The following is a 25,453-nucleotide window of genomic DNA, read 5'->3' as shown; positions in this document are numbered from 1 at the left end:
TCGATTTCCCTGAACCCGGACGCCGACATGACCGATACGACCAAGGAACCCTGCTTTGACGTCGCCCATCTGGGCCATGTCGAGATTCTCACCAACAAGCCCGAGGAAAGCCTCGATTTCTTCGTCGACGTCTATGGCCTGACGGAGAGCGGCCGGGAGGGCGAGTCCGTCTACCTGCGGGCCTGGGACGATTACGAGTTCCACACCCTGAAGCTGACCGCTTCGGCGTCGACCGGCATGGGCCACGTGGGCTACCGCACCTCGTCACCGCAGGCGCTCGAGCGGCGGGTGAAGGTTATCGAGGCGATGGGCTGCGGCATCGGCTGGGTCGACGGCGACCTCGGCCATGGCCGCGCGTACCGGTTCCGAGATCCGGACGGCCACATCTTCGAACTCTACTACGACACTCGGGACTACCAGCCGCCGGAGTCGGAGAAGCCGGCGCTGAAGAATATCCACCAGCGCTATCACGGCCGCGGGGTTGCCGTGCGCCGGCTCGACCACCTGAACCTGCTGGCGACCGACGTTTCCAGGATCCGCGACTTCATGACGACGGCCCTCGGCAGCCGCGTCACCGAGCAGATCCAGCTCGACAACGGCCGGCTCGGCGGCTGCTGGTTCACCGTCAACAACAAGTCCTACGATATCGCCTATACCGAGGACCACACCGGCATCCCGGCGCGCTTTCACCACGTGACCTACGCCGTCGACCAGCGCGAGGACGTGCTGAGGGCTGCCGACATCTTCCTCGAGAACGGCGTCTTCATCGAGACGGGACCGCACAAGCACGCGATCCAGGGAACGTTCTTTCTCTACGTGTACGAGCCGGCGGGCAACCGGGTCGAGGTCGCCAACGCCGGCGCCCGTCTGATCCTGCGGCCGGACTGGCCGACCATAACCTGGACCGAGACAGAGCGCAGGAAAGGCCAGGCCTGGGGCCTCAAGACCATCGAATCCTTCCACACCCACGGCACACCGCCGGGGGAAGTGGCGGAGTAGGGAAGGCGGGCAGCCTTCGCGCCATCATTCGAGACACTACTTGCGCGGCCTTCTCAGGATGAGGTCCTTGTGTGCGGTGGCCCGCCCAATGGACGCGAATGACTTGAAAATTCCCGCCACCGGCGCTGATATCGGCACCGAGCGACAATCAGGAAGCGCCCATGGCCAGCAAGACAGCACTCGTCGTCTCCGCCCATTCCGCCGACTTTGTCTGGCGCTGCGGCGGAGCGATCGCCCTGCACCAGAAGCGTGGCTATGACGTCACCATCGTCTGCCTGTCCTACGGCGAGCGCGGCGAAAGCGCCAAGCTGTGGAAACAGGACGGTGCCACCCTCGAGCATGTGAAGGCGGAGCGGCGCAAGGAGGCCGAAGCCGCCGCCAGGGCCCTCGACGCCCACGACATCCAGTTCTTCGATCTCGGCGACTATCCCCTCGAGCTCGACCGGGAGGCCAAGTTCCGCCTGGTCGATACGATCCGGGCGGTTCAGCCGACCTTCATGCTGTCGCACTCCATGGACGACCCCTACAACACGGACCATCCCTATGCGACCAGGGTGGCGCTCGAGTGCCGGATGGTCGCGCAGGCCTGGGGGCACAATCCGGGTCAGAAGGTGCTCGGCGCGCCACAACTCTATCTGTTCGAGCCGCACCAGACCGAGCAGTGCGGATGGAAGCCGGATACGATCCTCGACATCACCGATGTCTGGGACCAGAAGCGGGCGGCCATCGAGTGCATGGAAGGCCAGCAGCACCTGTGGGAGTACTATACCAACGTCGCCGAGAACCGCGCCAACCAGTTTCGGCGCAATTCCGGCGGCCAGGCGGGAGGGCGGGCGGCCAGGTATGCCGAGGCCTTCCAGTCCATTTTCCCCAGAACCGTGGATGAGCTGTGATGCCGGGTATCGTGGTCCAGAACATCGAGCGGGCCGACAGGGTGGCGCTGGCGGAACTTGCCGAGTGCGGCGTCGCAACCGTGCACGAGGCGATTGGCCGGACCGGCATGCTGGCCGCGTATCTGCGGCCGATCTATGCCGGCGCCAGAATCGCGGGGTCTGCCGTCACCGTATCGATCCCCCCCGGCGACAACTGGATGCTGCACGTCGCCGTGGAACAGTGCGGGGAGGGTGACATCCTCGTCGTCGCGCCGACGAGCCCCTGCGAGGACGGCTATTTCGGCGAGCTTCTGGCCCGCTCCCTCATGGCGCGGGGCGTTAGGGGGCTGATCATCGACGCCGGCGTGCGCGACGTACGCGACCTCACGGAGATCGGTTTTCCGGTTTGGTCGAAGGCGGTCTCGGCGCAGGGCACGGTCAAGGAGACGATCGGTTCGATCAACGTGCCGGTGGTCTGCGCCGGCGCCGCCATCGATCCGGGCGATGCGATCGTGGCCGACGACGATGGAGTCTGCGTCGTGGCGCGCGAACAGGTGCCGGAGGCCGTCACGGCGTCTCGCGCGCGCGAAGCCAGGGAAGCGGAGACCCGCAAGCGCCTGATGGCCGGCGAACTCGGCCTCGACATCTACGGCTTCCGGGACCGTCTCAAGGCGAAGGGACTGAAGTATGTGTGACGGACATGCCTTCGGCCATGAAGCACCCTGACGGCATCCGCTGCATGTGGATGCGCGGCGGCACGTCGAAGGGCGGCTATTTCCTCGCCTCCGACCTTCCACCCGATTCGCGGCAGCGAGACGCCTTTCTGCTACGGCTGATGGGGTCGCCGGACGCGCGCCAGATCGACGGACTCGGCGGGGCCGATCCGCTGACCTCAAAGGTAGCAGTGGTCAAACCGTCGGAACGGCCGGACACCGACGTCGACTATCTGTTCCTGCAGGTCTTCGTCGACCAGCCGATCGTCACCGATGCGCAGAACTGCGGCAATATTCTCGCCGGCGTCGGGCCGTTCGCGATCGAGCGCGGGCTGGTAGGGGCGGGTGACGAGCGTACCGAGGTGCGGATCTTCATGGAGAACACCGGTCAGGTCGCGGTTGCCACCGTCGAGACGCCGGCTGGCACCGTGAACTACGACGGAACAGCCCGTATCGACGGCGTGCCGGGTACGTCGGCACCGATCCCGATCGCGTTCGAGGACACAGCGGGTTCGTCCTGCGGGGCACTCCTGCCGACCGGCAATGCCGTCGACGTGGTCGACGACATCGAGGTGACGCTCATCGACAACGGCATGCCGGTGGTCGTGATGCGTGCGTCCGATCTCGGTGTCACCGGCGACGAGGCGCCGAAGGACCTCGAGGAGAATGTCGGTTTGCGCGACAGGCTCGAGGCGATCCGGCTGAAGGCCGGGCCGATGATGAACCTCGGCGACGTGTCGCAGAAGTCGGTGCCGAAAATGACAATGGTCTCCGCTCCGAGGGCGGGCGGCGCGATCTCGACGCGCACCTTCATCCCACATCGTTGCCATTCCTCGATCGGTGTGCTCGGTGCCGTCAGCGTGGCGACGGCCTGCCTGCTGCCGGGAAGTCCGGCAGCCGAGCTTGCCAGCATTCCGTCTGGCCGGGAGAAGACACTGTCGGTAGAGCATCCGACCGGCGAGATGACGGTGGTGGCGAACATAGATGAGGCTGGGAACGTCCGGCGGGCGGCGATCCTTCGCACCGCGCGCAAGCTGTTCGACGGCGTGGTGTTCGGGGACTGAAGGCTTTCCGAAGAAACCGGCGTCGAGCTAGCCCGGCAGCTTGAGCCCCATCGCCGCCAGCAACGCCCCGACATCGGCTTCCGTTTCTCCCTTCGGCGCGAAGCCGAGCGAACCGATCCGCGTCTGCGTCGCGGCGACAGCCGCTGCGATATCGCCGCTCAGGCCGAGTTCGCGGAGGGTGACGGCCGCCTCCTCCATTTCGGCGCCGCGTCGTACGCCGTGTCGCGAGACCCGTTCGATCTCGTAGTCGGCAAACGTCTCCCAGTTAAGTCCTGGATAGGTCGCCGCCAGAGAGGGGACGACGCGGTCGTAGCAGCCCGACAGCCTGGCCGCGAGCAGCATCTCGACCGTTATCGCCTCCAGCCCCTTCACGAAGAGGCTGCGCACCATCTTGATCGCCGTGGCCGCACCGACTTCGGAACCGACGACGTCGAAATCGAAGCCGAGCCGCTCGAACTCCGCCGCGAGTGCCGTCGCGCCTTTTCCCGCAAGAAGCGCCGGCGTCCTGTGACCGCGCGGATGAACCGGCGCCATGACGGCCATATCGACATAGGTGGCGCCGCTTGCCGCGATCAGATCCGCAGATGTGCGCTTTCGGCCGGGCGACACGGAATTGATGTCGATGAAGACCTGGCGCGCGCGGAGGTGCGGAGCGATCGCCTCGGCGGCGTCGAGGCTCGAGGCGGCGGTGACCGCGGAAAACACCCAGTCCGCCTCGTCGGCGACGTCGGCGGGATGGGCGAGGGGATGGACGTTGCGCGAGCGGGCGATGTTCGCGGTAATCCCGTCCATGCCTTCGGTGTCGAACAGGACGTCATAGGTCGTGAAGTGTTTTCCTTCCGACCTGCCATTTCCCTTCCCAAGCGTGTCGACGAAGGCGCGTGCCGCCTCGCCGAAGCCGATGAATCCGATGCGCATCCTCACGCGTCCCATGGTTGAATCAGCTCCACGTATTCCTAGCCCGGCTGGAGCAAAGCGCAATCGCGGAAGGGAGTGCCGTTCATCGGCCGGATTGCGCCGGCATTCGATCCGGGCTACGGCGATTGCATCGATCCGCCGCGAGGCAAACCGCAATGACCCGCGAAAGCCTGTCCTTTCATCCCGATCCGAAGACGCCCGATGTCGTCCTGCCGGAGAACGCCTGCGACGCCCACTGCCACGTGTTCGGCCCGGCGGCGCGGTTTCCCTTCGCCGAGGAGCGCACCTACACGCCGGTCGACGCACCCAAGGAGACGCTGTCCGCACTGCACGCAAAGCTCGGGATCGCGCGTACCGTCCTCGTTCAGGCAAGCTGCCACGGCACAGACAACGCGGCGATGCTCGACATGATCGCAGCCGACCCGGAGCGTGTGCGGGGAGTCGCGATGGTGAGGCCGGAGACCTCCGTTGCCGACCTGAAGGCGCTCGACGCGTGCGGGGTGCGCGGCGTCAGGTTCAATTTTGTTTCGCATCTGGGCGCGGACGCCGATCCCGATGCCGTGCGCACGACCGTCGGCAGGATCGCCGACCTCGGCTGGCACGCGGTCGTCCATTTCGACGCGAGCAAGTTGCCGGACCTTGCGCCGTTCCTGCGCGACATTCCCGTGCCTATGATCATCGATCACATGGGCCGGGTCGACGCGAGCCGGGGGCTCGATCAGGAGCCGTTCCGGCTGCTGCTCGACCTGATGGAGGACGAGCGCTTCTGGGTGAAGGTGTGCGGCGCCGAGCGGGTGTCGCGCGCCGGCCCGCCATACCACGATGCGGTCCCCTTCGCGCGCACCCTGGTCGAGACCTTTCCCGACCGGGTGCTGTGGGGCACCGACTGGCCCCATCCCAACATCAGGAAGAACATGCCCGACGACGGCGCACTGGTCGACCTCTTGCCGCTGATGGCGCCTACAGCCGCACTGATGCAGGCGCTGCTGGTCGACAATCCGACGCGGTTGTACTGGGCGGAGTGACGTCGCAAAGCGGTGTCTGCCACGCGCGGGGTCTACTCGATCGCCGCCGCCCGTCTGAGGCTTGCGATCATCGATGTGCCGAGCAGGTGCGTGTACGCGGCTTTCGGGTCGGCGGCGGTCTTGCGCAATTCGTCCAGCCGCTGCTTGCGCACCTCGGGGTCACGCTCCTCGAGCAGGCGCTTGTTGCGGATCGACATCGCCTGGACGAACTCGATGGTAACGCCGCGGCGCTGGCGGACGTAGCGTTCCAGCAGCGCGTCGGCGTCGCCGCCGTCGCGGATCTCCCGGAGCTTCGCGGCGAGGTTCACGGCGTCGTGGACGGCACTGTTCAGCCCCATTGCACCGAGCGGATTATTGATGTGGGCGGCATCCCCCAACAGCACGACCCGCCCCGCTCGGAAGGTCTTCGCGACGCGCTGATGCACCCGGTAGATCGAATGGTAGGGGATCTCGGCATCGCCCAGTCCCGGCTGGAACCCGTGCAGCCGCTCCCGGACGAACGGAAGCGACAGCGCGATATCGTCTGGCGTCTCCGGCTGGACCGGGATGGCGAGCCGCCAGAGCCCCGGCGGGCCATTGTGCGGCATCTTGAAGATCGCCGCCCACTCCACCGGATCGGCGATGTAGGCGTTCATGGCGAAGCCGTGACGGGCCAGGTCGTAAACGCAGGAAGCGACCAGATAGCGCTCCGGCCAGGTGAAGCCCTCGAATTCGACGCCCATCTGCTTGCGAACGCCGCTGCGTCCGCCATCCGCACCGATCAGATAGCCCGCGTCGATCGTCTCGGTGCCGCCCGGACCGTGGATGGTGACGAGGATGCGATCATCGTGCTGCTCGTATGACACGAACTCCGTCGAGAATCGCAGGTCCAGATTCGGAAGATCATCGGAGCGCGCGCCAAGGAAGCGCGTCAGCCTGTGCTGTTCGACATGCAGCCGGTAGGGATAGGGAGTGTCGTTCTTCAGCAGGCCGAGATCGAATTCGGCGATTACCCCGGCGCGCCTGTCGCGGACCTGCCAGACCGGAACCTTGATCCCTGCCTCGCGCATGGCCTCTCCGACGCCAAGTGCATCGAACATCTCGACGGTCGGCGGATGGAACGAGCCGGCCCTGAGGTCCACCGGGAATTCCGGCTCGCGCTCGATGACGACGACGTCGAACGCCGATTGTGCGAGTGCCACGGCAACAGCCATGCCGCCCGGCCCTCCGCCCGCTACGACGATGGGAAGCCGGTCAGGCACAGGCCGACGCTCTTGCCTGACCCGGATGCTCAGCGGTCATTTCCCCTGATTCCTCCATTCGACCTGCCGTCTTCACGGTGCTTGCCCGCTCGCGGCATTTTAGTTAGGATACCTTATCATATCGAGCCCGCTCGCCAAGCCGCAAGTGCGTGCGTGTGACGGCGGCCAGACAACCCTCGGGAGGACACCATGGAACAGGCCGTCGACGACGCCACACGGGCCAAGCGCCAGGACTTCTACGACCGGTTGGGGCCGAAGAACCTGGCCCCGCTCTGGGAGGTGCTGAAGGGACTCATGCCGAACGAACCGACCTCCAAGGCGGTTCCCTTCCAATGGCGGTATTCGGATGTCCGGCCGCTCCTCATGGAATCCGGCAACCTGCTGACTGCCGAAGAGGCCGAGCGCCGCGTGCTCGTATTCGAGAACCCCTCGTTCGTCGGTCAGTCGCGGACGACCTCGACGCTCTACTCCGGCATGCAGCTCATCATGCCCGGGGAGACGGCGCCGGCCCATCGCCATACCGCATCGGCGCTGCGGTTCATGCTGGAGGGAGAGGGCGCATTCACGGCCGTCGGCGGCGAACGCACCACCATGCGGGCCGGCGATTTCGTCATCACACCGGCCTGGGCCTACCATGACCACGGCAACGAGGGCACCGAGCCCTGTGCCTGGCTGGACGGTCTCGACCTGCCGATGGTCTCCTTCTTCGAGACCGGTTTCTCCGAAGGCTACAACGACAAGCGCCAGACCCTGACGCGGCCGGAGGGAGATTCGCTCGGCCGATTCGGCGACGGCATGCTGCCGCTGGAGGCGGAAAGCCGCTACGGGCTGACGACGCCGATCTTCAACTATCCCTACGAGCGCGCCCGCGAGGCCCTCGTCACGGCCGCCAGGGGCGAGGAGCCGGATCCGCATGTGGGAACCACGCTGCGCTATGCGAATCCGATCGACGGCGGCTGGGCGATGCCGACGATGGCGACGTGGATGACGCATCTGAAGAAGGGGTTCGAGACCGCGCCGATGCGATCGACGGACGGCATCGTCATGTGCGTCGGCGAGGGCAGCGGTACCGCGACCATTGGCGACCGGACCTTCCAGTTCTCCAAGCGCGATGTGCTTGCGATCCCTGCCTGGTCCTGGCGGAGCTTCAAGGCGAGCGAGGACTGTTTCCTCTTCTGTTTTTCCGATCGCGTGGTGCACGAGAAGCTCGGCTTCTACCGCGAGGATCGCCGGTCGCCGAACTGAACCGCCAAAAGGGCGAGAGTGGCGGCATTGGCGGCCGCCGCTCTCCCGGAGACCCGGCAACCGCCTGACCATGACCTTCTTCGTTCGCGGCGATCCGCCGACGATTGAAGGCGCTTCAACAAAGACATCCATCGCATGCCCGTTGCGGGCGATAGAGACCAGGGAAGATCAATGCGATTCTGCCGTTTTGACGACAACCGTCTGGGCGTGGTCGAGGGCGACCAGATCCGTGACGTTACCGCCGCTCTCGACGTGCTCCCCGAGATCCGTTGGCCGCTGCCGCACGGTGACCAGTTCATGCTGCATTTCGAGAGCCTGAGGCCGGAGATGGAGCGCATTGCCGCGGATGCGCCGTCGAAGCCGGTGAAAGACGTGAAGCTGCTGAGCCCGATCGCCAATCCGGGGAAGATCGTAGCGGCGCCTGTCAACTATCAGCTTCACCTTGACGAGTCCCGTGCCGATGCCGGCATCAATTTCGGCTCGCACGTGAAGACGATCGCCGACTACGGCGTGTTCCTGAAGGCACCGAGTTCGCTGGTCGGCGCGGGCGAGGGCGTCGTCGCCGACTGGCCCGACAGGCGCATCGACCACGAGGTGGAACTGGCGCTGGTGATCGGCAGGGAGGGCTTCCGGATCAGCGAGGACGAGGCCTACGACCACGTCGCGGGCTACATGATCGGCCTCGACATGACGATCCGCGGCACCGAGGACCGAAGCTACCGCAAGTCGCTTGACACCTTCACCGTGCTCGGTCCCTGGGTCGTGACGGCGGACGAACTCGCCGATCCCGGACACCTCGATCTGCGGCTGATGATCAACGGCGAGCCGAGGCAGAAGTCGAACAGCTCGCTCCTCATCTTCGATATCCCGAAGCTCATCGCATATGCTTCACGGGCATATACCCTCCATCCGGGCGACGTGATCCTGACGGGCACGCCCGAAGGGGTCGCTCCCGTCGAGCCGGGCGACCGGATAGATGCATATGTCGAGGGCGTTGGCGAGATGACCGTCATGGTGCGGGGCTCTTGAGCGAGGCGGCCCGGAAGCTGCGTGACGACAAGCCGGCCGCGGAATCGCTGACGGCGCTCGATGGACTAGTGGGGTACCGGCTGCGTCGGCTGCAGGGTCTGTTCGTCGCGCACTGGGGCCGCTGGTTCCGCCGGCTCGAAATCGGTGTGACGCCGGTTCAAGGCGGAATCCTGCTGCTGATCGGCGAGAATCCGGGGCTGACCCAGGTCGCCCTGGCGAGGCTCTTGCGGGTGGAAGCGCCGACGCTGCAGCAGGCAATCTCGCCGCTGCTGGAGGCAGGGCTCGTGGAACGCACCCGCTCCACGAGCGATGGCCGGGCGTTCGCCCTGCGCCTCACGCAGAAGGGCGAGGAGACCGCCGGTGTGATCGCCGAGGAAAGCCGCCGGCATGAAGCCGATCTCCTGTCGGGGCTGAACGACCAGGAGCGGGGAGGATTGCTGGCGTTGCTCGAGAAGGCCCTCGCCAGCGGCGAGGGCGCCGTCGACGGCGCGGGCTGAATTCGGCCTGCTCCGGGACAGGCAAAGACGTTGACGGAAGCCCGTTCGGACCGGGCCCCGTCATCACTCTCGAATGGCGGAGAAAGTCCCCGCCCTGTGACGCGCCGGCTGCCTCAGCCGGCAAGTTCCTTGCGCACGATCGCCGCGCCTTCGACCATTGCGACCATCTTGTTGTAGGCAACGTCGCGGGTCAGGTACTTCAGGCCGCAGTCGGGGGCGACGACGATGCGCTCGGCGGAGACATGCGGCAGCGCGCGGCGGATCCGGGCCGCGACCTCCTCGGGCGTTTCGATCTCGTTCGTGGACAGGTCGAGGACGCCCAGGATGATCCGCTTGTCGGGCAGCGTCTCGAGGATCTTGCAGTCCAGATTCGACTGCGCCGTTTCGATGGAGACGTCCTGGACCGGACTCTTGGCGAATTCCGGCAGGAACGAATAGCCCTCCGGCCGTTCGTGGATAATCGCGGCATAGCCGAAGCAGATATGGACGGCGGTTTCGCCGGTGATGCCGTCGAGCGCGGCATTAAGGGCGTCGAGGCCGTATTCGCGGGCCGTCTCGGCGCGCGCCTGCATATATGGCTCGTCGATCTGCACGATGTCGGCGCCGGCAGCGAACAGGTCGCGAATCTCCTCGTTGACGGCCTTGGCGTAGTCCATCGCCATCTCGGCCGGGCTGTCGTAGTAGTCGTTCTGCGCCTGCTGCGACATCGTGAAGGGACCCGGGATCGTCATCTTGATGCGCCGGTCGGTGTTGGCGCGGAGGAACTCGGTGTCGCGCACCTCGACGGGGTGCATGCGGCGGATCTTGCCGGTGACCCGTGGCACCGGATTGGGATGGCCGGAGCGGTCGAGCGCGGTCCCGGGGTTGTCGATGTCGACTCCTTCAAGCGCCGTGGCGAAGCGGTTCGAGTAGCTTTCCCGCCGCGTCTCGCCGTCGGTGATGATATCGAGGCCGGCGCGCTCCTGGTCGCGAATGGCGATGAGCGTCGCGTCGTCCTGGGCCTCCTCGAGAAATTCCGGGGCAACCCGCCATATTTCCAGCGCTCGCACGCGCGGGGGGAACCGACCCCGGAGGTTCGCCTTGTCCAGGAGCCAGTCCGGCTGAGCGTAGGAGCCCACGAGCGAGGTGGGCAGAAGCGTGTTGACGTTGGCCATGAGCGGTCCTCCGGTTGTTCAGCGACTGGCGATGAGGTCGATTTCGTGCGTAACCCGATCGGGAATCGTGATCATCGCGTCATGCATAGAGGGCAGACGGGCGGTTCGCCAGACCGGATCCTTGCTGTAGCGCTCGTAGAAGGGCCAGAATGGTGACGGCCGGTACTCTTCGCAGATCAGATAGGTGCGGTCGGCGATCGATTTCTCCGCCCCGGTCAGCGTCACCTTTTCGGTGAAGCAGCCCATCGGGCTCGGCGTCGTCAGCTTCTTCAGCATCTCCCGCTCGGCCGGCCTGCTCGACCAGAACGGGATCAGCATGTCGCAGGGGATTTGCCAGCCGTTGTAGGCCTCTGCCGCCTCTGTCAGTTCCTGGACGCGCCAATCCGGCGAGTGATCGAACAGAGCCGTTCCGGAGGATTCGATGTTGAACGCGTCGAGATAGACCAGCGCCCGGATCCGCGATCCCAACGCAGACGCGACACCGGTGATGACGGCGCCTCCGTAGGAGTGGCCGACAAGCACGATCCCGTCGAGTTCGTTGAAGCGGATATGGTTGAGGATGTCGTCGATATGGGTGGTCAGGCAGACAGCCGGTGTGGCCAGGTGAATGCGTTCGCACAGGCCGGTCAGCGTCGGAGCATGTACGTCGTGGCCGAGCGCGCGGAGGCGCCCCGCCACCTGGTTCCAGCACCAGCCGCCATGCCAGGCACCATGAACGAGGACGATCTGCGACACGGTCTGCCTCTGTCTTGCCGGATTACCCACGGGTACCGGAAGCAGCCTGCTCCGGGCCGCGTAGGCGGCGCGTCGTCATGTATTCGAACACCACCACGACAACGGAAAGAACCAGGCCGCCGAAGTCCGTCCACGCCGCCCAGGCACCGATTTCCGCCGGCACCAGCAGACAGGCGCCGCCGATGATGAAGCCTGCCCGGGAGACCGGGCCGAGCGGGCGCATGAAGTAGCCGATCATGCCGGCCGAGACGATCCAGACACCCGCAACGGCCGAGGCGACGGCGACCATGGTTGCGATCGATGCGCCCCCCTGCAGCAGCAGCGCCGGGGAGAACACGAACAGGAACGGCACGATATAGGCCGTCCAGCCGAAGCGCATGGCGGTGAAGCCGGTACGCATTGGTTCGGCGCCGGCGAGGCTTGCCGCGAAGAACGCGGCAATGGCGACCGGAGGCGTGATCATCGACATCATGCCGAGGTAGAGGATGAACATGTGGGCGGCGAGCGGCGAGATGCCGACCTCCACCAGCGACGGTGCGATCAGCACGGCGAGCAGCACGTATACTCCGAGCGTCGGCATCCCCATGCCGAGGACGATGCACAGCAGCGCCGCTATCACCAGCAGCGCGAGAATGCTGCCGGCGCCGAGCTTGACCAGGAACAGGGTCAGCGCGAAGCCGAGCCCCGTTGTCTGCAGGATGCCCATGATGAACCCGGCTGCCGCCGCGATCATCAGGATGTCCAGCGAGTTGATGCCGGTCGCAACGACGCACTCCCAGATCTTGCCGGGCTTCATGCGCTCGCCGTCGTAGCCGGCCACGAGGCCAAGCACGAGGACGGTGACGCAGGCATACAGGGCCGCCAGTTCTGGCGCGTCGTTGAGCCAGAACAGTGAATAGACCAGGGCCGCGAACGGCAGGACGAAGAACCAGCCCTTTCGCAAGACCGTGCGCAGCCGCGGTATCTGGGCCTCCGGCACGCGCTTGATGCCGAGCTTTGCGGCCTCGAGGTCGGCCTGGATGAAGATCGCGACGTAGTAGAGCAGCGACGGGACGAGGGCCGCGATCACGATCTCCGTATAGGGAACCTGCAGGAAGTCCGCCATCAGGAAGGCGACCGCGCCCATCACCGGAGGCATCAACTGGCCGCCTGTCGAGGCCGTCGCCTCGATGGCCGCCGCCTGGCGGGCGCTGAAGCCGGCCTTCTTCATCAGCGGTATGGTGATGACGCCCGTCGCCAGGATGTTGGAGACGACGATGCCCGAGATCGATCCGAACAGGCTGGAGGCGGTCACCGATATCTTTGCGGCGCCGCCACGAAAGCGGCCCATCAGCGCCAGCGACAGGTCGTTGAAGAACGCGGAGCCGCCGGAGTTGAACAGCAACTGGCCGAAGAAGATGAACGGAATGACGATGGTGACGCCGACCAGCATGACGAGACCGAACAGGCCGCTGGTATCCATGCCCAGATACAGGATCATCCGGTTGATCTGCACCTGACGCGTCTGCAGCGCACCGGGGACGAGGTGCCCGACCAGTGCATAGGCGGTGAACACCAGAACGATGACGACGAGCGGCATGCCGACCGCCCGCCGCAGTCCCTCGATACAGAGCACGAACAGGATCCAGGAGCAGATCAGACCGTCGATCGGCAGATCGAAGAACATCTCGATGATGGTGGGGTAACTCCAGGCGACGTAGAGCCCGGTGGCCAGACCGAGGGCCGCCAGCACCGCGTCGTACCACGGCAGCGTCCGGCGCGGCCGGTCGCGCCGAAACGGGTAGCGGACGAAGACCGCCGCGAGGGCGAGACCCAGCACGACGGCGAGAAACTGCTCGGCCAGGAACATCATGCCGACCATGCGATACGCATCGGCGGCCCAGGCCAGCGCGACGAGGGCCAGCAGGGCGCCGAGCGTCTTCTCGGTCAGACGCACCGCAGGCGAGGCCAGCGGCACGTCGATCTGGGTCGGGTCCTGGCTCATTCGCCCCTGCGTGCGGCCATGCCGATTGTCGGGAGATGCGGGATCAGTCCTTCCAGATGCCCGCTTCCTTGAAGAACCTGATGGCGCCGGGGTGGTATTCCATGCCCGGCTGCGGAACGGCCATGCCCTCGGCCGTGAACGCATTGAACGAGGGGTGCCCGGCGACGAGACCCTCCTTGTTGTTGTAGAGCGCCTTCACCGCCTCGTAGACGACGTCTTCGGAGACATCCTTGTTGGTCAGCAGGACGATATAGTACTCCATCAGGTTGGTGGGGCCTTCGACGCCGACCAGGTGCGGCAGCGGCTTCTGCTCCTTGACGTGGTACTCGGGCCGCACCGCAGCCATCCGCTCCTGGGCTTCCGGCGAGTCGTCGAGATTCAGCCAGCGGATGCCGCCGACCGCGGAGTCGATCTCGGCGACCTTCGGCGCGCCGACGGCGAAGATGAAGGCATCGGTCTTGCCCGCCTTGAAGTCGTCGGCTGCGCGGAGCAGGTTCGTGGCCGGCACAGCGTCGGCGTCATCGAGGCTCAGGCCCTCCGTCGCCAGCATGGCGTTGAACAGCGGGATGCCCTGCTTGAAGCCCTGCCAGCCTGTCGCGAAGCGCTTTCCCTTCAGGTCGGCCACCGACTTGATGTCGGAATCCTTCCTCACGGCGATGCCGACCTTGAACGGAAAGATGGAGGCGGCCAGCCGGAGGTCCGACATCGGCTTGCCCTCGTGCTCGTCCTGCCCGCGCACCGCCGTGCCGGCCTCGTCGTTCGAGGTGAAGGCGAACTCCGCCTGCGCGTTCTGCGCCGCGCCCATGATGGCGGCCGGCGAGTTGAAGGTGACGACCCGCATCTGCAGGTCGGAATTCTCCTGGATCACCTTGGCGATCGCCTGCGCCTGGACATTGTTGATGGCGCCGGGCGGCAGCGTCGAGATTGCTACGGGCTGAGCCCAGGCGGTGGCCGAGAGCAGTCCGGCCACGGTCAATCCGGCAAGGCCGGCAAGGATGTTCAGTCGGAAAAGTCGCATGTATTCCTCCCATGTGTTGCTTGATCTGCCCGCGGATCTTCGCGTCCGCTGGGCCCTGGCGTGACATTCGGGTCTTGCGGTCAGCCCGCCGGTGCGCGCACCCTCAGGTCGTCCGGCGCTCGCCGTGAACTGTCGTACTGACGGCGCATCTCGGCAAATTCCATCACCTGCCCGGCCACCTTGGCAAGTTGTGCGGCGAGCTGCTCGTCGAGCGGGCCGCCGCCGGCAAACGGTTTGGCGGCCGCATTCACGGTGGCGGCGAATGGCGTCGGCCAGCCGCGCAGCGAGTGGATGATCGAGCGCAGCGTGACCAGTGCCGTGCCGATCGCCTGCGTCCCGTCGGCGCAGACGATGCAGCCGACCGCGCGCCCTTCGAGATAGGGTGCCGGCCCGTCGCGCAGATCCTCGACATAGTCTAGGGCGTTCTTGATGAAGCCCGACAGCGTGCCGTGATAGGCGGGGGACGACAGCATGACTCCGTCGGCGCGGCGGATTGCCTGCACGAGCCGGCGCGCCGCGGGAGGACGGTGCGGATTGCCGGGATCGAAGATGGCCAGTTCCAGGGCCGGGCCGGAAATCAGCTCGGTGTCGGCGCCGAGTGCCTCCGCTGCCTTCAGACAGTGCCGCAGTGCCATCTCGGCGGTGGAGCCGAGGCGCGGCGTCCCGCCGATGCCGACGATGTATGGACGGTGATGCCCGATCATGCCGCACCCTTTCGGTTCGAACGATCTTCCAGGTATGCGTCGAGCTGATCGAACCCTTCGATGATGCGGGCATGGCGCGCCTCGATCCAGCGCCGCGTCTCCGGGTGTGTGAACACGTAGAAGTCGCCGTTGCGGAGTGCCGCGACGAGACGGTCGCCCACCTGGTCGGGCGACTGGCCATCCTTGATCAAGTCGCCCATGAAGTGGTCCTGCGGGCGTTCATGGGGCCCTCCCAGCCGTTCCGGACGGCTGCGGGCGGACAGATGGATATCGGTGGCCACCGCCATCGGGCAGAGCACCGAGACGCCGACGCCGGTCCCCTCCAACTCGCTGCGGAGCGCCTCGGAAATCGCCACGACCGCGAACTTCGTCGTCGAATAGGGTCCCGTCAGGAACGTTTGGTTGACCTGCAGGCCACCGATCGATGCCGTATTGACGACGTGGCCGCTGCCGCGCGCCTTGAGGCGCGGCACGAAGGTGCGGATGCCGTGAATGACGCCATAGACGTTCACGCCGAGCGCCCAGTCCCAGTCGGAGAGCGCCACGTCCTCTATTTTGACACCGTGCATCGCAACGCCGGCGTTGTTGACCACGAGGTCGACTTCGCCGAAGCGGGCTTCAGCCTCGTCCGCCGCGGCCTCGACCGACGACTGGTCCGATACGTCGACCACGATGCCGAGCGCCTCGTCGCCCGAGAAGTTGCGGCTGATCCCGGAGACTTCCTGACGGGCGGCTTCGAGGGCCTCGGCGCGGATGTCGCACATCGCGACGCGGGCGCCGGCGCGTGCGAGGCGGCGGGCGATCCCCAGACCGATACCCGAGCCGGCGCCGGTGACGAACGCCGTTTTTCCTGCCGGGTCGAACATAGCCACTCCTGCGGTCGCGATCCGATTTGAGTGGACGCGCAACGGGCGGAAAGTTCAAGCCCGGGCGTCGGGATCAGCCGGATTTCTCAGGCGCATTTTTGTATACCAAATGAGCTATTGTCAACGAAATCGCTGGTCATTTGGCATGGATGCGGTGCTTTTCGTATACCAATGACGACCACGGCGCCCCCGTGTTGTGGACGCTGGCGAGGGTCTGTAGCAGTAGTGGCAGATTCGGCAGAGGCGAGCTCGGAGCAGCGGCACGTGACTGAGGCGTCGGAACAGCGGCCGGAAGGGCGCGGGAAAGGGGGCGAGCGCGACGAGGGCATGAGTCGCGCGGTCGACATCGCCTATCGCCAGATCAGGCGCGACATCATCACGGGCGTGCTGCGCTCCGGCGACATGCTGCAGGAGGCGATGCTGGCCGAGAAGATCGGGGTCAGCCGCACACCCGTGCGCGAGGCGCTGAGCCGGTTGAGCGGCGAGGGGCTCGTGGTCCTGCAGCGCTACAAGCGCGGCTTCGTTTCGCACTTCTCCTCCAAGGATGTCGCGGAAGTGTTCCGTCTACGGGCAATCTTTGAGGGCCACGCGGCGGGACGGGCGGCGACGCGCATCAGCGCGGCCGACATCGCCAGGCTGGAGGACCTCGAGGTGCGGATGGAAGAGTCGTTCGAGCGGCTCGGCTGGAACGCCCATCTGGAAGGCTTCGACGATCTCAACACCGAGTTTCACGCGGTCATCGCCCACGCCGCCGACAGCCCCAGACTGGAAAAGATCCTCGCCTCCTCGCTGGAATTGCCGGCGTCGATCTTCAACTCGTATATCGAACCCGTCGACGACCGCACCCGCCGGACGCACGCGCAGCACCACGAGATCATCGCGGCGCTGAAGATGCGCAATCCACACTGGGCCGAAGCGGCGATGAGCTCCCACCTGTTCTCCCTGCTGGTGGTCGGTGACGACAGCTAGCGCGATCTGCTCGGCCCCGGCTCTTCACGGTCGAGGAAAGCGCGCGGCATTGGGATCGACGGCCGCAAGCCGGGCTACGCGCCGGCCGCGGCCACAGGAGCCGCCGTCTTGTCGCGCAGGTAGGGCATCACTTCCTTGGCGTAGATCTCGATGTTCTTGCGCGTCAGCTCGGCCGGCAGGGTGCCGAACTGCAGCAGCGTCAGCAGGTGGCCGAAGCCGATCTCCTTCTGGTACTGCTCGAGCTTCTCGCGCACCGTCGCCGGGCTGCCGCAGATGAACATGCCCTTCTCCATGACGGAATCGATCGTCTGGTGGCCGCCGATCGCGCCCTTGGCCTTCATGACGCCCATCATCGACTTCAGCGACAGGTAGCCGGGCGGCAGCAGCATTTCCTTCGGCATCCGCAGGAACTTGTTGAGGAAGGTCTCGATGTGCGGCTTCGCCTCGCGCATCGCGATCTCGTCGGTCTCCGCCACGTAGAGCGGCACCGACCAGCCGAGCTGCTCCTCGGACGCCTCGTAGCCGTAGCCTTCCGCCACTTCCTTGTACATCTTCATGTACTTGGCGAGCATCGCCGCGGGCGTGAAGGTCTGCAGATAGGTGTACTTGCGGCTCGGATCGGCCGCCCATTCGATGGTTTCGCTGGAGCCCTGCGACGGGATCCAGATCGGCGGGCGCGGCTGCTGGTAGGGGCGCGGCCAGGTGTTGACGTATTCGAAGTCGTAGTACTTGCCCTCGAAGGTGAACGGGCCCGGCTCCGTCCAGGCGCGGACGATCAGGTCGTGGGCCTCGTGGAAGCGTCCGTGCGATTCTGCCGGGTTGACGCCCCAGGCGTGGTATTCGGCGCCGATACCGCGCACGAAGCCTGCGATCAGGCGGCCGCCGGTGATGTTGTCGAGCATGGTGAACTCTTCGGCCACCACCAGCGGGTTGTTCAAGAGCGGCAGGGCGCGGCCGAGCACGGCGATCTTGACGTTCCTGGTGCGCCGCGACAGGGCGCCGGCGGTCACGGCCGGGATCGGCATCAGGCCGTAGGCGTTCTGGTGATGCTCGTTGACGCAGATGCCGTCGAAGCCGAGTTGGTCGGCATATTCGAGCTCGTCGAGATAGCGGTTGTAGAGGACGTGCCCCTTCTTCGGGTCGTAGTAGGAATTGGGCAGCGTGATCCAGGCCGAATTGTATTTCTGGTCGTAGTCGAGATCGAGGTCGGCGTACGGCATCAAGTGCATGAAATAGAATTTCATCGGGCGGACTCCTCGATGAAGCTGGAAACGCGGGCGACGAATGCGTCAGCCTTCTCGACGTATGGCAGGTGGCCGCAGTCGGCGAAGGTCTCGCTGATCGCGCCGGGGATCATGCCGGCGAGCGCCGGCCCGTATTCCTTCGGGATCAGCTTGTCCTGCTCGCCCCATGTGACCAGCGTCGGCACCGAAATCCGGTGCAGCCACTTCTCCAGGTCCGGATTGTAGAGCCGCGGCTGCCAGGCGATCTTGGCGGTGGTCAGCCGGTTCTTCAGCACCACCATTTGCCCCTCGTCGGTGGTCGGCGCGGCGGCCAGGGCCTGTTCCGAAAACGACTGGTCCTGGAACAGGTTGCGCACGGTTTCCTCTGGCGACCACAGGAAGATGTCGGCCTTGCGCAGTCCCGGAATCCGGATGCCGGGTGGGGCGTTTACGATCAGCGAGGCCAGCCCGGTGTCGTTGCGGACCGCAAGCTCCAGGGCGATCCAGCCGCCGATCGACTGGCCGACGAGATTCACCTTGTCGAGCCCGAGGTGGTCGATGACGTCGAGGTAGAAGAAGGCGAGGTCGCCGATATTGTCGAGCCACTCCGGCATCTCCGAGGCGCCGTAGCCCGGGTGCTCGGGGACGATCACCTCGTAGCGTTCCGACAAGGCCTCCATGAAGGGCAGCCAGTGCGCGGCACCGTTCGCCCCGTGCAGGAACAGCAGCGGCGCGCCTGTTCCGCCGCGCATGAAGTGGGTGTTGCAGCCTGCTATGGTCTCGGTGGAATCCCGAAACGGCATCGGGCGTGCCTCCTCTTTCGTTTCGCGCGGACCCGGCCGGGTCGGCATCGTGTTTGCAGGGATGGTATACCAAAGACGCGGTATGATGCCAGTCACAGAATCAGGCCGTTACAATATTGCCGGAAATGCGGGAAAATCTTCGTCGCTTATCTTGGCCCCTGTCATTATTGCATACCATTCGAGGTGTCAGATTGCCGGCAACGACGAGAGGGAGGATTCACAATGAAGGCTGAGGACCTGTTCGACCTGACGGGTCGGGTGGCCATCGTGACCGGCGCGGCGGGCGGCCTCGGGCTGTCAATGGCGGAGGTGCTGGCGGCGAACGGGGCGACGGTGTCGCTCTTCGATTTCGACGAGGACGGACTCAGGCAGTCCGTCGAGCGGCTGCGCGACCAAGGTCTGGATGTCGAGGGCCGGCTCGTCGACGTCGCCGACACCGACCGCCTGGCGGCTGAAATCGACGCTGTCGCAGAGACTTACGGGAGACTCGACATCGCCATCGCCAACGCCGGCATGAGCGCCGGCCCGGGCTTCACGGTGCCGGAGGGGCGGATGCAGGCGGTCGACATGAACCGCTGGCAGCGCGTGATCGACGTCAACCTGACCGCCACTTTCGTCACCATCCGGGCTGCTGCCGCGCACATGATTCCACGCCGCGAGGGCCGGATCATCGCCGTCTCGTCGATTGCCGGACTGATGGCCGAGCCACTGTGCGGCTATGCCTATGCGGCGACAAAAGCCAGCGTTGTCAATCTTGTACGGCAATCGGCAATGGAACTCGCGCAGCACAACGTGCTGGTCACCGGCATCGCGCCGGGGCCGTTCCGCACCAATATCGGCGGCGGCCGGATCAACGATCCGGAGGTCGAGAGGATGTTCAGGGCGGGGGTGCCGCTGGACCGGATCGCCCATGTCGACGAGATGAAGGGCCTGGTGCTGCTGCTCGCCTCGCCGGCGTCGAGTTTCATGACCGGTGTGACCATCCCGATCGACGGCGGCGCGACGGCGGACTGACCTGCCGGGAGTGTGCCGTCACTGCGTCATGAGTGTGCCGTCGCTGCGCCAGGACACCGTCAGGCCTGTGCCAGCACAGTTTCGCGGCCGACCAGAGGGTGGGTGTGCGCCCGTCGCCCTCAGTCGCCGCCTTCCGGCAACCGGTACTCGTCGTGGTTCAGCACCCAGCCCTGTTCCACGAAATCGGTCCTCGGCGGGGAGAATATGTCGAGCAGGACGTTTCGCTCGCCGGTCATCTGGGTGGTGTGGAGCGAGGGCGGCGGCACCACGGCGAGCGAAGGCCCGCCGCAGCGCACGTGCTCGTCGTCGCGCCAGATCCTGAGGTCGGCGGTCCACGGCCAGCGGACGTGGTGGACGCATTCGCCCTCGAGGATCATCCAGCCCTGCTGGAAGTCGTCGTGGTGGTGCGGCGACATCTTCGTGACGTCGCGCGGGCCCTGCGGGTAGAAGACGTTCACCATCAGGTTCGAGGACTGGAAGATCCGGCCGAAGCGACCGGCGACGGGGGGAATATTGAGGTCGTAGACCCGCACCCGGTAGCCGTCGCGCGGAGCCGGCCACGGCGCGTAGGGGGCGACGTTCGGATCGGGGGTGGCGTAGGTGTCCCGGTTGAGGCAGAGATCGGCCAGGCCCGGGGCCTGCGAGGAGAAGATCCGGACGATGACGCCGCCCTTGCGGACGGCAAGGCTGCTGGCGCCGGGCGGCACGATCGTGAGGGTGTAGCCGGCGATCTCGTGGTCCTCGCCGCCGCTGGTCAGCATCGCGGCCGTCTCCCGGTCGGGAAGCACCACCATGTACTCGTCGGACTGACCCGGACCCTCCAGCACCGCGCCGTCTTCGGCAACCGTGTAGGCGACGATGAAGTTCTGGCCGCGGCCGTACCAGGTCGACTGCAGGTCCGTCCGCTCGGAGGGCGGAGTCTCGTAGAACTTCATGTAGTCGGCGACCTGGAACGCGGTCGGAACGGGCTTGCCGTCGGTGAGGATGTCCTTGATCCCGGCGCGCGGATCGGAACCTGCGGTCATGATGGTCGATGTCCCTGTGCGAGGTGGTGATGGTCGGCCATGCCGGCGGTCATTCCGGCGGTCATTCCTTGAGCGCGACGTCGCGGACGCGCCGGATCGACGGCAGCAGCAGGACGAGCAGCAGGACGATGGCGCCGACCATCAGGGTGCCGCTGATCGGCCGGTCGAAGAAGACGGTCGGGTCGCCGCGCGAAACGACGAGGGCGCGCCGCAGGTTTTCCTCCAGCAGCGGCCCTACGATGAAGCCGAGCAGCAGCGGCGCCGGCTGGAGCTTGAGCTTGAAGAAGGTGTAGCCGAGCGCACCGAAGATCATCGCGGTGAAGACGTCGAAGGCCGAATTGTTGACGCTGTAGATGCCGATGCAGGAGATCACCACGATCACCGGGAACAGCAGCCGGTAGGGCACCGTCAGCAGTTTCACCCAGATGCCGATCAGCGGCAGGTTGATGACGAGCAGCATCAGGTTGCCGAGCCACATGCTGGCGACCAGGCCCCAGAACAGGTCCGGCTGGCGGGAGATGACCTGCGGCCCCGGCTGGATGCCATGCAGGATCATCGCGCCCATCATGACGGCCATCACCGGGTTCGACGGAATGCCCAGCGTCAGCAGCGGAATGAACGAGGTCTGGGCGCCGGCATTGTTGGCCGCTTCCGGGCCGGCCACGCCTTCCACCGCGCCGTGGCCGAAGCGGCCGGGATCCCTGGCGATCCGCTTTTCCACCGAGTAGGAGACGAAGGCGCTCAGGAGCGCGCCGCCGCCGGGCAGGAAGCCGAGCACGCTGCCGAGCCCGGTGCCGCGCAGGACGGGTGTAATCGCCGGGCGGATCTGCGGCCAGCGCGGCCAGATGCTGCCGACCTTCGGGGTGATGACGTGGCGGTGCTCGGGGGTCTCGAGGTTGCTGATGATCTCCGGGATGCCGAAGAAGCCGAGCGCCAGCGGCACGAACTGCAGGCCGTCGAGCAATTCCATCTGGCCGAGCGTGAAGCGGTCGACGCCGGAATTGACGTCGGTCCCCACGAAGCCGAGCAGGACGCCGATCAGCACGACGACGAAAGCTTCGATGGCCGACCCCGAGGCGATCACGACGGCGGCGATCAGCCCGAAGATCAGCAGCGCGGCGTATTCGGGAGAGGCGAACTGCTGGGCGAACTGGCCGATCGCCGGCGCGGCCACCGCGATCACCAGCGTGGCGATGCAGCCGGCGGCGAACGAGCCGGTCGCGGCAACGAACAACGCCTCGCCGGCGCGCCCCTGCTTGGTCATCTCGTGGCCGTCGATACAGGTCACCACCGAGGAGGACTCGCCTGGCAGGTTGACCAGGATCGCGGTCGTCGAGCCGCCGTACTGGGAGCCGTAGTAGACGCCGGCCAGCATCACCAGCGCCCCGAGCGGCGGCAGGCTGAAGGTCATCGGCAGCAGGATCGCCATGGTGGCGAGCGGCCCGAGGCCCGGCAGCACGCCGATCAGGGTGCCCACCAGCGCGCCGATCAGGCACCACAGGACATTGTCGTAGGTCAGGATCTGGACGAACCCGAAGAGGATGGAGTCCATCAGGACAGCTCCGGCCAGATGCGCAGCGGCAGGCCCAGGATGACGACGAACAGCACCGTGGTGGCGACCGCCGTTCCGAAGGCGAGGAGCAGCGTCTCGACGAACCGCGCCCGGCCGGCATAGCTCGCCACGAAGGCGGTCAGGAAGACGGTGAGGCCGAGACCGGCGTGCTCGATCAGCAGGGCGAACAGGCCGACCGACAGGAAGATCATGATGACCGGCCGGGCCACCGGCGGGTCGACGATCTCCACGTCGTCGCGGAACATCATGGCGAGCACGACAATGCCGAGCGCGGCGATCAGCCAGCCGCAGACGGTCGGCAGGAATCCCGGACCCATCGACGCCATGGTGCCGAACCGCAGGTCCGACGCCAGGAACACGCCGGCCAGGCCGATGACGACGATCAAGGATCCGGCATAAAGCCGGCGATAGCTCTGGATCTTCAGTTGCACGGATCTGCTTCCAACCAGAGAAACGGGCCCGGCCGCCGGGGCGGCCGGGCAGTTTCGGCGTTGCCGCCTACTTGTCGACGAGGCCCTTCTCGCGCAGGTCCTTGATGATTTCCTGGTTGCGGGCGAACTCGGCCGGAACGATTTCGGCATAGGCCTGCGGCGTGCTGCCGATCGGCGCCAGGCCCAGTTCAAGCAGCTTGTCCGCCATGGCCGGGTCGTTGACGATGTCGGCGATCTCGCTCGCCATCTTCTCGACGATCTCGGAGGGGGTGCCCTTCGGCGCGAACATGACGGTGGAGTAGCCCTTGCCGAAGCCCGGAACCACCGTCTCGCCCACGGTGGGGATTTCCGGGGCGAGGCCGAAGCGATCGGCAGTCGTCACCGCGAGTCCGACGACCTGGCCGTCCTCGATCTGGGTGCGGGCCGCCGGACCGGAGATGATGCCGACCTGCGCCTCGCCGGACACCAGGGCCGCAAGCGACGGGGACTCGCCGGCGTAGTAGACCGGCTGGTAGTCGATGCCCGCCTCGCGCCTGAAGTTCTCGAACACCATGTGGGCGCTGCCCAGCGCCGCGTTGATGGCGACGTTGACCTTGTCGTCGCTGCCCTTGGCGGTTTCGACGAAGCCTTCGATGGTGTCGAACGGGGCGCTCTTGCTGCCGACGAGGATCAGGGTTCCGCCGACGATCTGGCTGACCGGGACGAGGTCGGTCAGCAGGTCGAAGTTGGCGTCGCCGGTCGCGGCGGCGGAGTGGATGCCGTCGCTGGTGACGAGGAAGGTGTAGCCGTCCGGATCCGAGCGGGCCACCGCCGAGGCGCCGATGAGGCCGCTGGCGCCGGGCTTGTTCTCGATGACGATGGTCTGGCCGAGACGCTCCGACAACTGCTCGCCGAGCAGGCGGGCGGCGATGTCGGTGGAACCGCCGGCCGGGAACGGCACGACGAAGCTGATGGTCTTCTCGGGATATTCCGCGACGGCCAGCGACGCGGACATGGTCACGGCGAAGGCCGACGCGACCAGTCCTTTCAGCAGTTTCGCAATTCGGGTGCTCATGATGGAAGTCCTCCTTGTTGTGTTGTGGTGACGAATCCCGTCCGGGATCCGTCTTCGATACGGGCGTTCTCCCCGATCCGCGTGCGCAGGTTCAGAATCCCTTCTCCAGACGTCTCCAGGACTCCTCGATATGCGCGCGCATGCATTCCTCGGCCTTGCCGGCGTCGCGCGCGGCGATCGCGGCGGCGATCGCCTGATGCTCCAGCAGAGCGGCGTCGGTGACCGAGGTATTGTAGAAATGCCGGAACATGTGGACCTGCGAGTGCAGCCGCGACACGGCGTCGGCGATCAGGTCGTTCTTGCTGGCGCTCGCTATGCAGGCATGGAAGGCGCCGTCGTGGCGCGCGAAGCGCCCGTATTTCGGCTGGCTGAGGAGCGTCGTCTCGCGCTGCATCTCGGCGATCAGGTCGGCAAGTTCGTCCAGTTCGCCCGGGTCGATGTTCACGGCCGCCTTTCGGGCCGCCGCCGGCTCCAGCAGCATCCGGATCTCGTAGAGGTCGTGGAGCTGCTCCCTGGTGAACTGCGGGGCGGTGCGATAGCCGATCCTGTGGGTCTTGGTGACGAGGCCGTGCGATTCCAGCCGGCTCAGCGCCTCCCGGATCGGCGTCTGCGAGACGCCGTACTGGCGGACCAGTTCGTCGACGGTGATGCGGGCGCCCGGCGGGATCCTGAGCGAAATCAACTGCTCGAGGATCAGGTCGTAGACCTTGTCGGCCAGCGCGGCGCTCTGGATCGATATCCTTTCGGACGGGGCGCGCCCGGCCTCCGCGACCTCATCCAGTTCCTGTTGCCTCGGCACCTTGCCTCCCGCGGCGCCTGTCGGCGGCGCCCGATTGTTCTTTCATCGACCTGCCGGATCGTTGCGGCGGGCACCCGCGGCGCGGGGCTGCGCCGAAGCTCCCCAACTCCGGCCCCGGCGCAGCCCCGCAGCCGGAGGCCGTCGATCCGATATCATATTGAATATCGTTCGGTGAGCGCCCGGGAGCGCGATCCGGCGGACGGCGGGCGTCATTTTCAGGCAGTGAAATAGATGCGGGCGAGGGAGGCGGCGACGGCAACCGGAGCGGGTTGGAGTTCGGCGGGACTGGAGGGTTCCGCCAATCGAGGCGGCGGCTGCGGCGGGGCTTTGCGCTGGATCCCGGCGCGGGGGCCGGGATGTAGGCTGCGGGGTGGGGCGGGCTTTTGCCAATTCTCAGAATATGCCCCGGGCTTGACCCGGGGCCCAGCCGGGCGGTGCCGCGCCTGCTGCCGATCAGTCGGAGTGGGGCGCTGCTGCGCCCAATGCGGCGGCTGCGCC

Annotated in this window: 25 protein-coding genes; 10 read left to right on the top strand and 15 right to left on the bottom strand. The window is 66.2% G+C overall.

The genetic code is table 11. The features are described from left to right. Positions 1–27 precede the first annotated feature (27 nt). The 4 genes from V3328_RS10960 to V3328_RS10945 all read left to right on the top strand — a co-directional run bounded on the left by V3328_RS10960 (position 28) and on the right by V3328_RS10945 (position 3,648). Entirely contained in the window at positions 28–999 is a 972-nt protein-coding gene (locus V3328_RS10960) for a catechol 2,3-dioxygenase (protein WP_340329696.1), read from the top strand. Between the two features lie 161 nt (positions 1,000–1,160). Continuing rightward, positions 1,161–1,892, top strand: coding sequence for a PIG-L deacetylase family protein (locus tag V3328_RS10955; RefSeq protein ID WP_340329695.1), 732 nt, complete (start codon positions 1,161–1,163; stop codon positions 1,890–1,892). Next, entirely contained in the window at positions 1,892–2,566 is a 675-nt protein-coding gene (locus V3328_RS10950; RefSeq protein ID WP_340329694.1) for a 4-carboxy-4-hydroxy-2-oxoadipate aldolase/oxaloacetate decarboxylase, read from the top strand. The genes V3328_RS10955 and V3328_RS10950 overlap by 1 nt, the downstream gene beginning before the upstream one ends. 17 nt (positions 2,567–2,583) lie before the next feature. Continuing rightward, on the top strand, positions 2,584–3,648 hold the full coding sequence (locus V3328_RS10945) for a 4-oxalomesaconate tautomerase (RefSeq protein WP_340329693.1): 1,065 nt from the start codon (positions 2,584–2,586) through the stop codon (positions 3,646–3,648). Between the two features lie 27 nt (positions 3,649–3,675). Here V3328_RS10945 and V3328_RS10940 read toward each other — a convergent pair whose 3' ends face one another. Beyond that, positions 3,676–4,566, bottom strand: coding sequence for an NAD(P)-dependent oxidoreductase (locus tag V3328_RS10940; protein WP_340329692.1), 891 nt, complete (start codon positions 4,564–4,566; stop codon positions 3,676–3,678). A 155-nt stretch (positions 4,567–4,721) separates the two neighbouring features. Here V3328_RS10940 and V3328_RS10935 point away from each other — a divergent pair, with 155 nt between their 5' ends. Continuing rightward, positions 4,722–5,591, top strand: coding sequence for an amidohydrolase family protein (locus V3328_RS10935; protein ID WP_340329691.1), 870 nt, complete (start codon positions 4,722–4,724; stop codon positions 5,589–5,591). 32 nt (positions 5,592–5,623) lie between these two features. On the opposite strand, the gene V3328_RS10930 is transcribed toward V3328_RS10935, so the two are convergent. Then, positions 5,624–6,832 carry an FAD-dependent oxidoreductase gene (locus V3328_RS10930; protein WP_340329690.1) on the bottom strand — a complete coding sequence of 403 codons (1,209 nt, stop codon included), beginning with the start codon at positions 6,830–6,832 and terminating at the stop codon, positions 5,624–5,626. Positions 6,833–7,021: 189 nt separating this feature from the next. Here V3328_RS10930 and gtdA point away from each other — a divergent pair, with 189 nt between their 5' ends. The 3 genes from gtdA to V3328_RS10915 all read left to right on the top strand — a co-directional run bounded on the left by gtdA (position 7,022) and on the right by V3328_RS10915 (position 9,603). After that, positions 7,022–8,077 (top strand): gentisate 1,2-dioxygenase, encoded by a 1,056-nt coding sequence (gtdA, locus tag V3328_RS10925; protein WP_340329689.1) that lies wholly within the window; start codon positions 7,022–7,024, stop codon positions 8,075–8,077. 171 nt (positions 8,078–8,248) lie between these two features. Continuing rightward, on the top strand, positions 8,249–9,106 hold the full coding sequence (locus V3328_RS10920) for a fumarylacetoacetate hydrolase family protein (protein WP_340329688.1): 858 nt from the start codon (positions 8,249–8,251) through the stop codon (positions 9,104–9,106). Next, the gene (locus V3328_RS10915) at positions 9,103–9,603 is read left to right on the top strand and encodes a MarR family winged helix-turn-helix transcriptional regulator (protein ID WP_340329687.1); all 501 of its coding nucleotides are present in this window, start codon (positions 9,103–9,105) and stop codon (positions 9,601–9,603) included. The genes V3328_RS10920 and V3328_RS10915 overlap by 4 nt, the downstream gene beginning before the upstream one ends. 113 nt (positions 9,604–9,716) lie before the next feature. Here the strand turns inward: V3328_RS10915 and V3328_RS10910 are convergent, their stop codons facing one another. From V3328_RS10910 to V3328_RS10885, 6 genes are all read right to left on the bottom strand, one after another. Further along, positions 9,717–10,757 carry a uroporphyrinogen decarboxylase family protein gene (locus V3328_RS10910; protein WP_340329686.1) on the bottom strand — a complete coding sequence of 347 codons (1,041 nt, stop codon included), beginning with the start codon at positions 10,755–10,757 and terminating at the stop codon, positions 9,717–9,719. An 18-nt stretch (positions 10,758–10,775) separates the two neighbouring features. Then, positions 10,776–11,492, bottom strand: a complete 717-nt coding sequence (locus V3328_RS10905) for an alpha/beta fold hydrolase (protein WP_340329685.1) — start codon at positions 11,490–11,492, stop codon at positions 10,776–10,778. A gap of 22 nt (positions 11,493–11,514) precedes the next feature. Further along, entirely contained in the window at positions 11,515–13,476 is a 1,962-nt protein-coding gene (locus V3328_RS10900) for a TRAP transporter permease (RefSeq protein WP_340329684.1), read from the bottom strand. 43 nt (positions 13,477–13,519) lie between these two features. Continuing rightward, positions 13,520–14,494, bottom strand: coding sequence for a TAXI family TRAP transporter solute-binding subunit (locus V3328_RS10895; protein WP_340329683.1), 975 nt, complete (start codon positions 14,492–14,494; stop codon positions 13,520–13,522). A gap of 80 nt (positions 14,495–14,574) precedes the next feature. Further along, positions 14,575–15,198 (bottom strand): NADPH-dependent FMN reductase, encoded by a 624-nt coding sequence (locus V3328_RS10890; protein ID WP_340329682.1) that lies wholly within the window; start codon positions 15,196–15,198, stop codon positions 14,575–14,577. Continuing rightward, positions 15,195–16,064 (bottom strand): SDR family NAD(P)-dependent oxidoreductase, encoded by an 870-nt coding sequence (locus tag V3328_RS10885; RefSeq protein WP_340329681.1) that lies wholly within the window; start codon positions 16,062–16,064, stop codon positions 15,195–15,197. Before V3328_RS10885 ends, V3328_RS10890 begins: the two co-directional genes overlap by 4 nt. A 264-nt stretch (positions 16,065–16,328) precedes the next feature. Between V3328_RS10885 and V3328_RS10880 the strand changes: the two genes are divergently transcribed. Beyond that, positions 16,329–17,033: a GntR family transcriptional regulator gene (locus V3328_RS10880; protein WP_340329680.1), complete on the top strand. Its 705-nt coding sequence runs from the start codon at positions 16,329–16,331 to the stop codon at positions 17,031–17,033. Between the two features lie 74 nt (positions 17,034–17,107). Here V3328_RS10880 and V3328_RS10875 read toward each other — a convergent pair whose 3' ends face one another. After that, on the bottom strand, positions 17,108–18,277 hold the full coding sequence (locus V3328_RS10875; protein WP_340329679.1) for an LLM class flavin-dependent oxidoreductase: 1,170 nt from the start codon (positions 18,275–18,277) through the stop codon (positions 17,108–17,110). Next, positions 18,274–19,059: an alpha/beta fold hydrolase gene (locus V3328_RS10870; protein WP_340329678.1), complete on the bottom strand. Its 786-nt coding sequence runs from the start codon at positions 19,057–19,059 to the stop codon at positions 18,274–18,276. The genes V3328_RS10875 and V3328_RS10870 overlap by 4 nt, the downstream gene beginning before the upstream one ends. A 222-nt stretch (positions 19,060–19,281) precedes the next feature. Here V3328_RS10870 and V3328_RS10865 point away from each other — a divergent pair, with 222 nt between their 5' ends. Then, on the top strand, positions 19,282–20,073 hold the full coding sequence (locus V3328_RS10865) for an SDR family NAD(P)-dependent oxidoreductase (protein WP_340329677.1): 792 nt from the start codon (positions 19,282–19,284) through the stop codon (positions 20,071–20,073). 119 nt (positions 20,074–20,192) lie between these two features. Here the strand turns inward: V3328_RS10865 and V3328_RS10860 are convergent, their stop codons facing one another. From V3328_RS10860 to V3328_RS10840, 5 genes are all read right to left on the bottom strand, one after another. Next, positions 20,193–21,098: a cupin domain-containing protein gene (locus tag V3328_RS10860; protein ID WP_340329676.1), complete on the bottom strand. Its 906-nt coding sequence runs from the start codon at positions 21,096–21,098 to the stop codon at positions 20,193–20,195. A gap of 61 nt (positions 21,099–21,159) precedes the next feature. Continuing rightward, positions 21,160–22,650 (bottom strand): tripartite tricarboxylate transporter permease, encoded by a 1,491-nt coding sequence (locus tag V3328_RS10855; RefSeq protein WP_340329675.1) that lies wholly within the window; start codon positions 22,648–22,650, stop codon positions 21,160–21,162. Beyond that, positions 22,650–23,102, bottom strand: coding sequence for a tripartite tricarboxylate transporter TctB family protein (locus tag V3328_RS10850; protein ID WP_340329674.1), 453 nt, complete (start codon positions 23,100–23,102; stop codon positions 22,650–22,652). The genes V3328_RS10855 and V3328_RS10850 overlap by 1 nt, the downstream gene beginning before the upstream one ends. A gap of 67 nt (positions 23,103–23,169) precedes the next feature. Further along, complete coding sequence (locus V3328_RS10845) at positions 23,170–24,156, bottom strand: Bug family tripartite tricarboxylate transporter substrate binding protein (RefSeq protein WP_340329673.1); 987 nt, start codon at positions 24,154–24,156, stop codon at positions 23,170–23,172. 91 nt (positions 24,157–24,247) lie between these two features. Further along, complete coding sequence (locus V3328_RS10840; RefSeq protein WP_340329672.1) at positions 24,248–24,955, bottom strand: GntR family transcriptional regulator; 708 nt, start codon at positions 24,953–24,955, stop codon at positions 24,248–24,250. Between the last annotated feature and the right edge of the window lie 498 nt (positions 24,956–25,453).

It is taken from the genome of Microbaculum marinum (genome assembly GCF_037855135.1).
Taxonomy (GTDB): Bacteria; Pseudomonadota; Alphaproteobacteria; order Rhizobiales; family Tepidamorphaceae; genus Microbaculum; species Microbaculum marinum.
The sequence above is the reverse complement of the archived record's forward strand: the minus strand, read 5'-3'. Positions and strand labels throughout refer to the sequence as shown.

Bases quoted from the DNA above. Each gene is read 5' to 3' on its own strand.
- V3328_RS10960 (WP_340329696.1), top strand. From the start codon at position 28: ATGACCGATACGACCAAGGAACCCTGCTTTGACGTCGCCCATCTGGGC.
- V3328_RS10955 (WP_340329695.1), top strand. From the start codon at position 1,161: ATGGCCAGCAAGACAGCACTCGTCGTCTCCGCCCATTCCGCCGACTTT.
- V3328_RS10950 (WP_340329694.1), top strand. From the start codon at position 1,892: ATGCCGGGTATCGTGGTCCAGAACATCGAGCGGGCCGACAGGGTGGCG.
- V3328_RS10945 (WP_340329693.1), top strand. From the start codon at position 2,584: ATGAAGCACCCTGACGGCATCCGCTGCATGTGGATGCGCGGCGGCACG.
- V3328_RS10940 (WP_340329692.1), bottom strand. From the start codon at position 4,566: ATGCGCATCGGATTCATCGGCTTCGGCGAGGCGGCACGCGCCTTCGTC.
- V3328_RS10935 (WP_340329691.1), top strand. From the start codon at position 4,722: ATGACCCGCGAAAGCCTGTCCTTTCATCCCGATCCGAAGACGCCCGAT.
- gtdA (WP_340329689.1), top strand. From the start codon at position 7,022: ATGGAACAGGCCGTCGACGACGCCACACGGGCCAAGCGCCAGGACTTC.
- V3328_RS10920 (WP_340329688.1), top strand. From the start codon at position 8,249: ATGCGATTCTGCCGTTTTGACGACAACCGTCTGGGCGTGGTCGAGGGC.
- V3328_RS10910 (WP_340329686.1), bottom strand. From the start codon at position 10,757: ATGGCCAACGTCAACACGCTTCTGCCCACCTCGCTCGTGGGCTCCTAC.
- V3328_RS10900 (WP_340329684.1), bottom strand. From the start codon at position 13,476: ATGAGCCAGGACCCGACCCAGATCGACGTGCCGCTGGCCTCGCCTGCG.
- V3328_RS10895 (WP_340329683.1), bottom strand. From the start codon at position 14,494: ATGCGACTTTTCCGACTGAACATCCTTGCCGGCCTTGCCGGATTGACC.
- V3328_RS10890 (WP_340329682.1), bottom strand. From the start codon at position 15,198: ATGATCGGGCATCACCGTCCATACATCGTCGGCATCGGCGGGACGCCG.
- V3328_RS10885 (WP_340329681.1), bottom strand. From the start codon at position 16,064: ATGTTCGACCCGGCAGGAAAAACGGCGTTCGTCACCGGCGCCGGCTCG.
- V3328_RS10875 (WP_340329679.1), bottom strand. From the start codon at position 18,277: ATGAAATTCTATTTCATGCACTTGATGCCGTACGCCGACCTCGATCTC.
- V3328_RS10870 (WP_340329678.1), bottom strand. From the start codon at position 19,059: ATGCCGTTTCGGGATTCCACCGAGACCATAGCAGGCTGCAACACCCAC.
- V3328_RS10865 (WP_340329677.1), top strand. From the start codon at position 19,282: ATGAAGGCTGAGGACCTGTTCGACCTGACGGGTCGGGTGGCCATCGTG.
- V3328_RS10860 (WP_340329676.1), bottom strand. From the start codon at position 21,098: ATGACCGCAGGTTCCGATCCGCGCGCCGGGATCAAGGACATCCTCACC.
- V3328_RS10855 (WP_340329675.1), bottom strand. From the start codon at position 22,650: ATGGACTCCATCCTCTTCGGGTTCGTCCAGATCCTGACCTACGACAAT.
- V3328_RS10845 (WP_340329673.1), bottom strand. From the start codon at position 24,156: ATGAGCACCCGAATTGCGAAACTGCTGAAAGGACTGGTCGCGTCGGCC.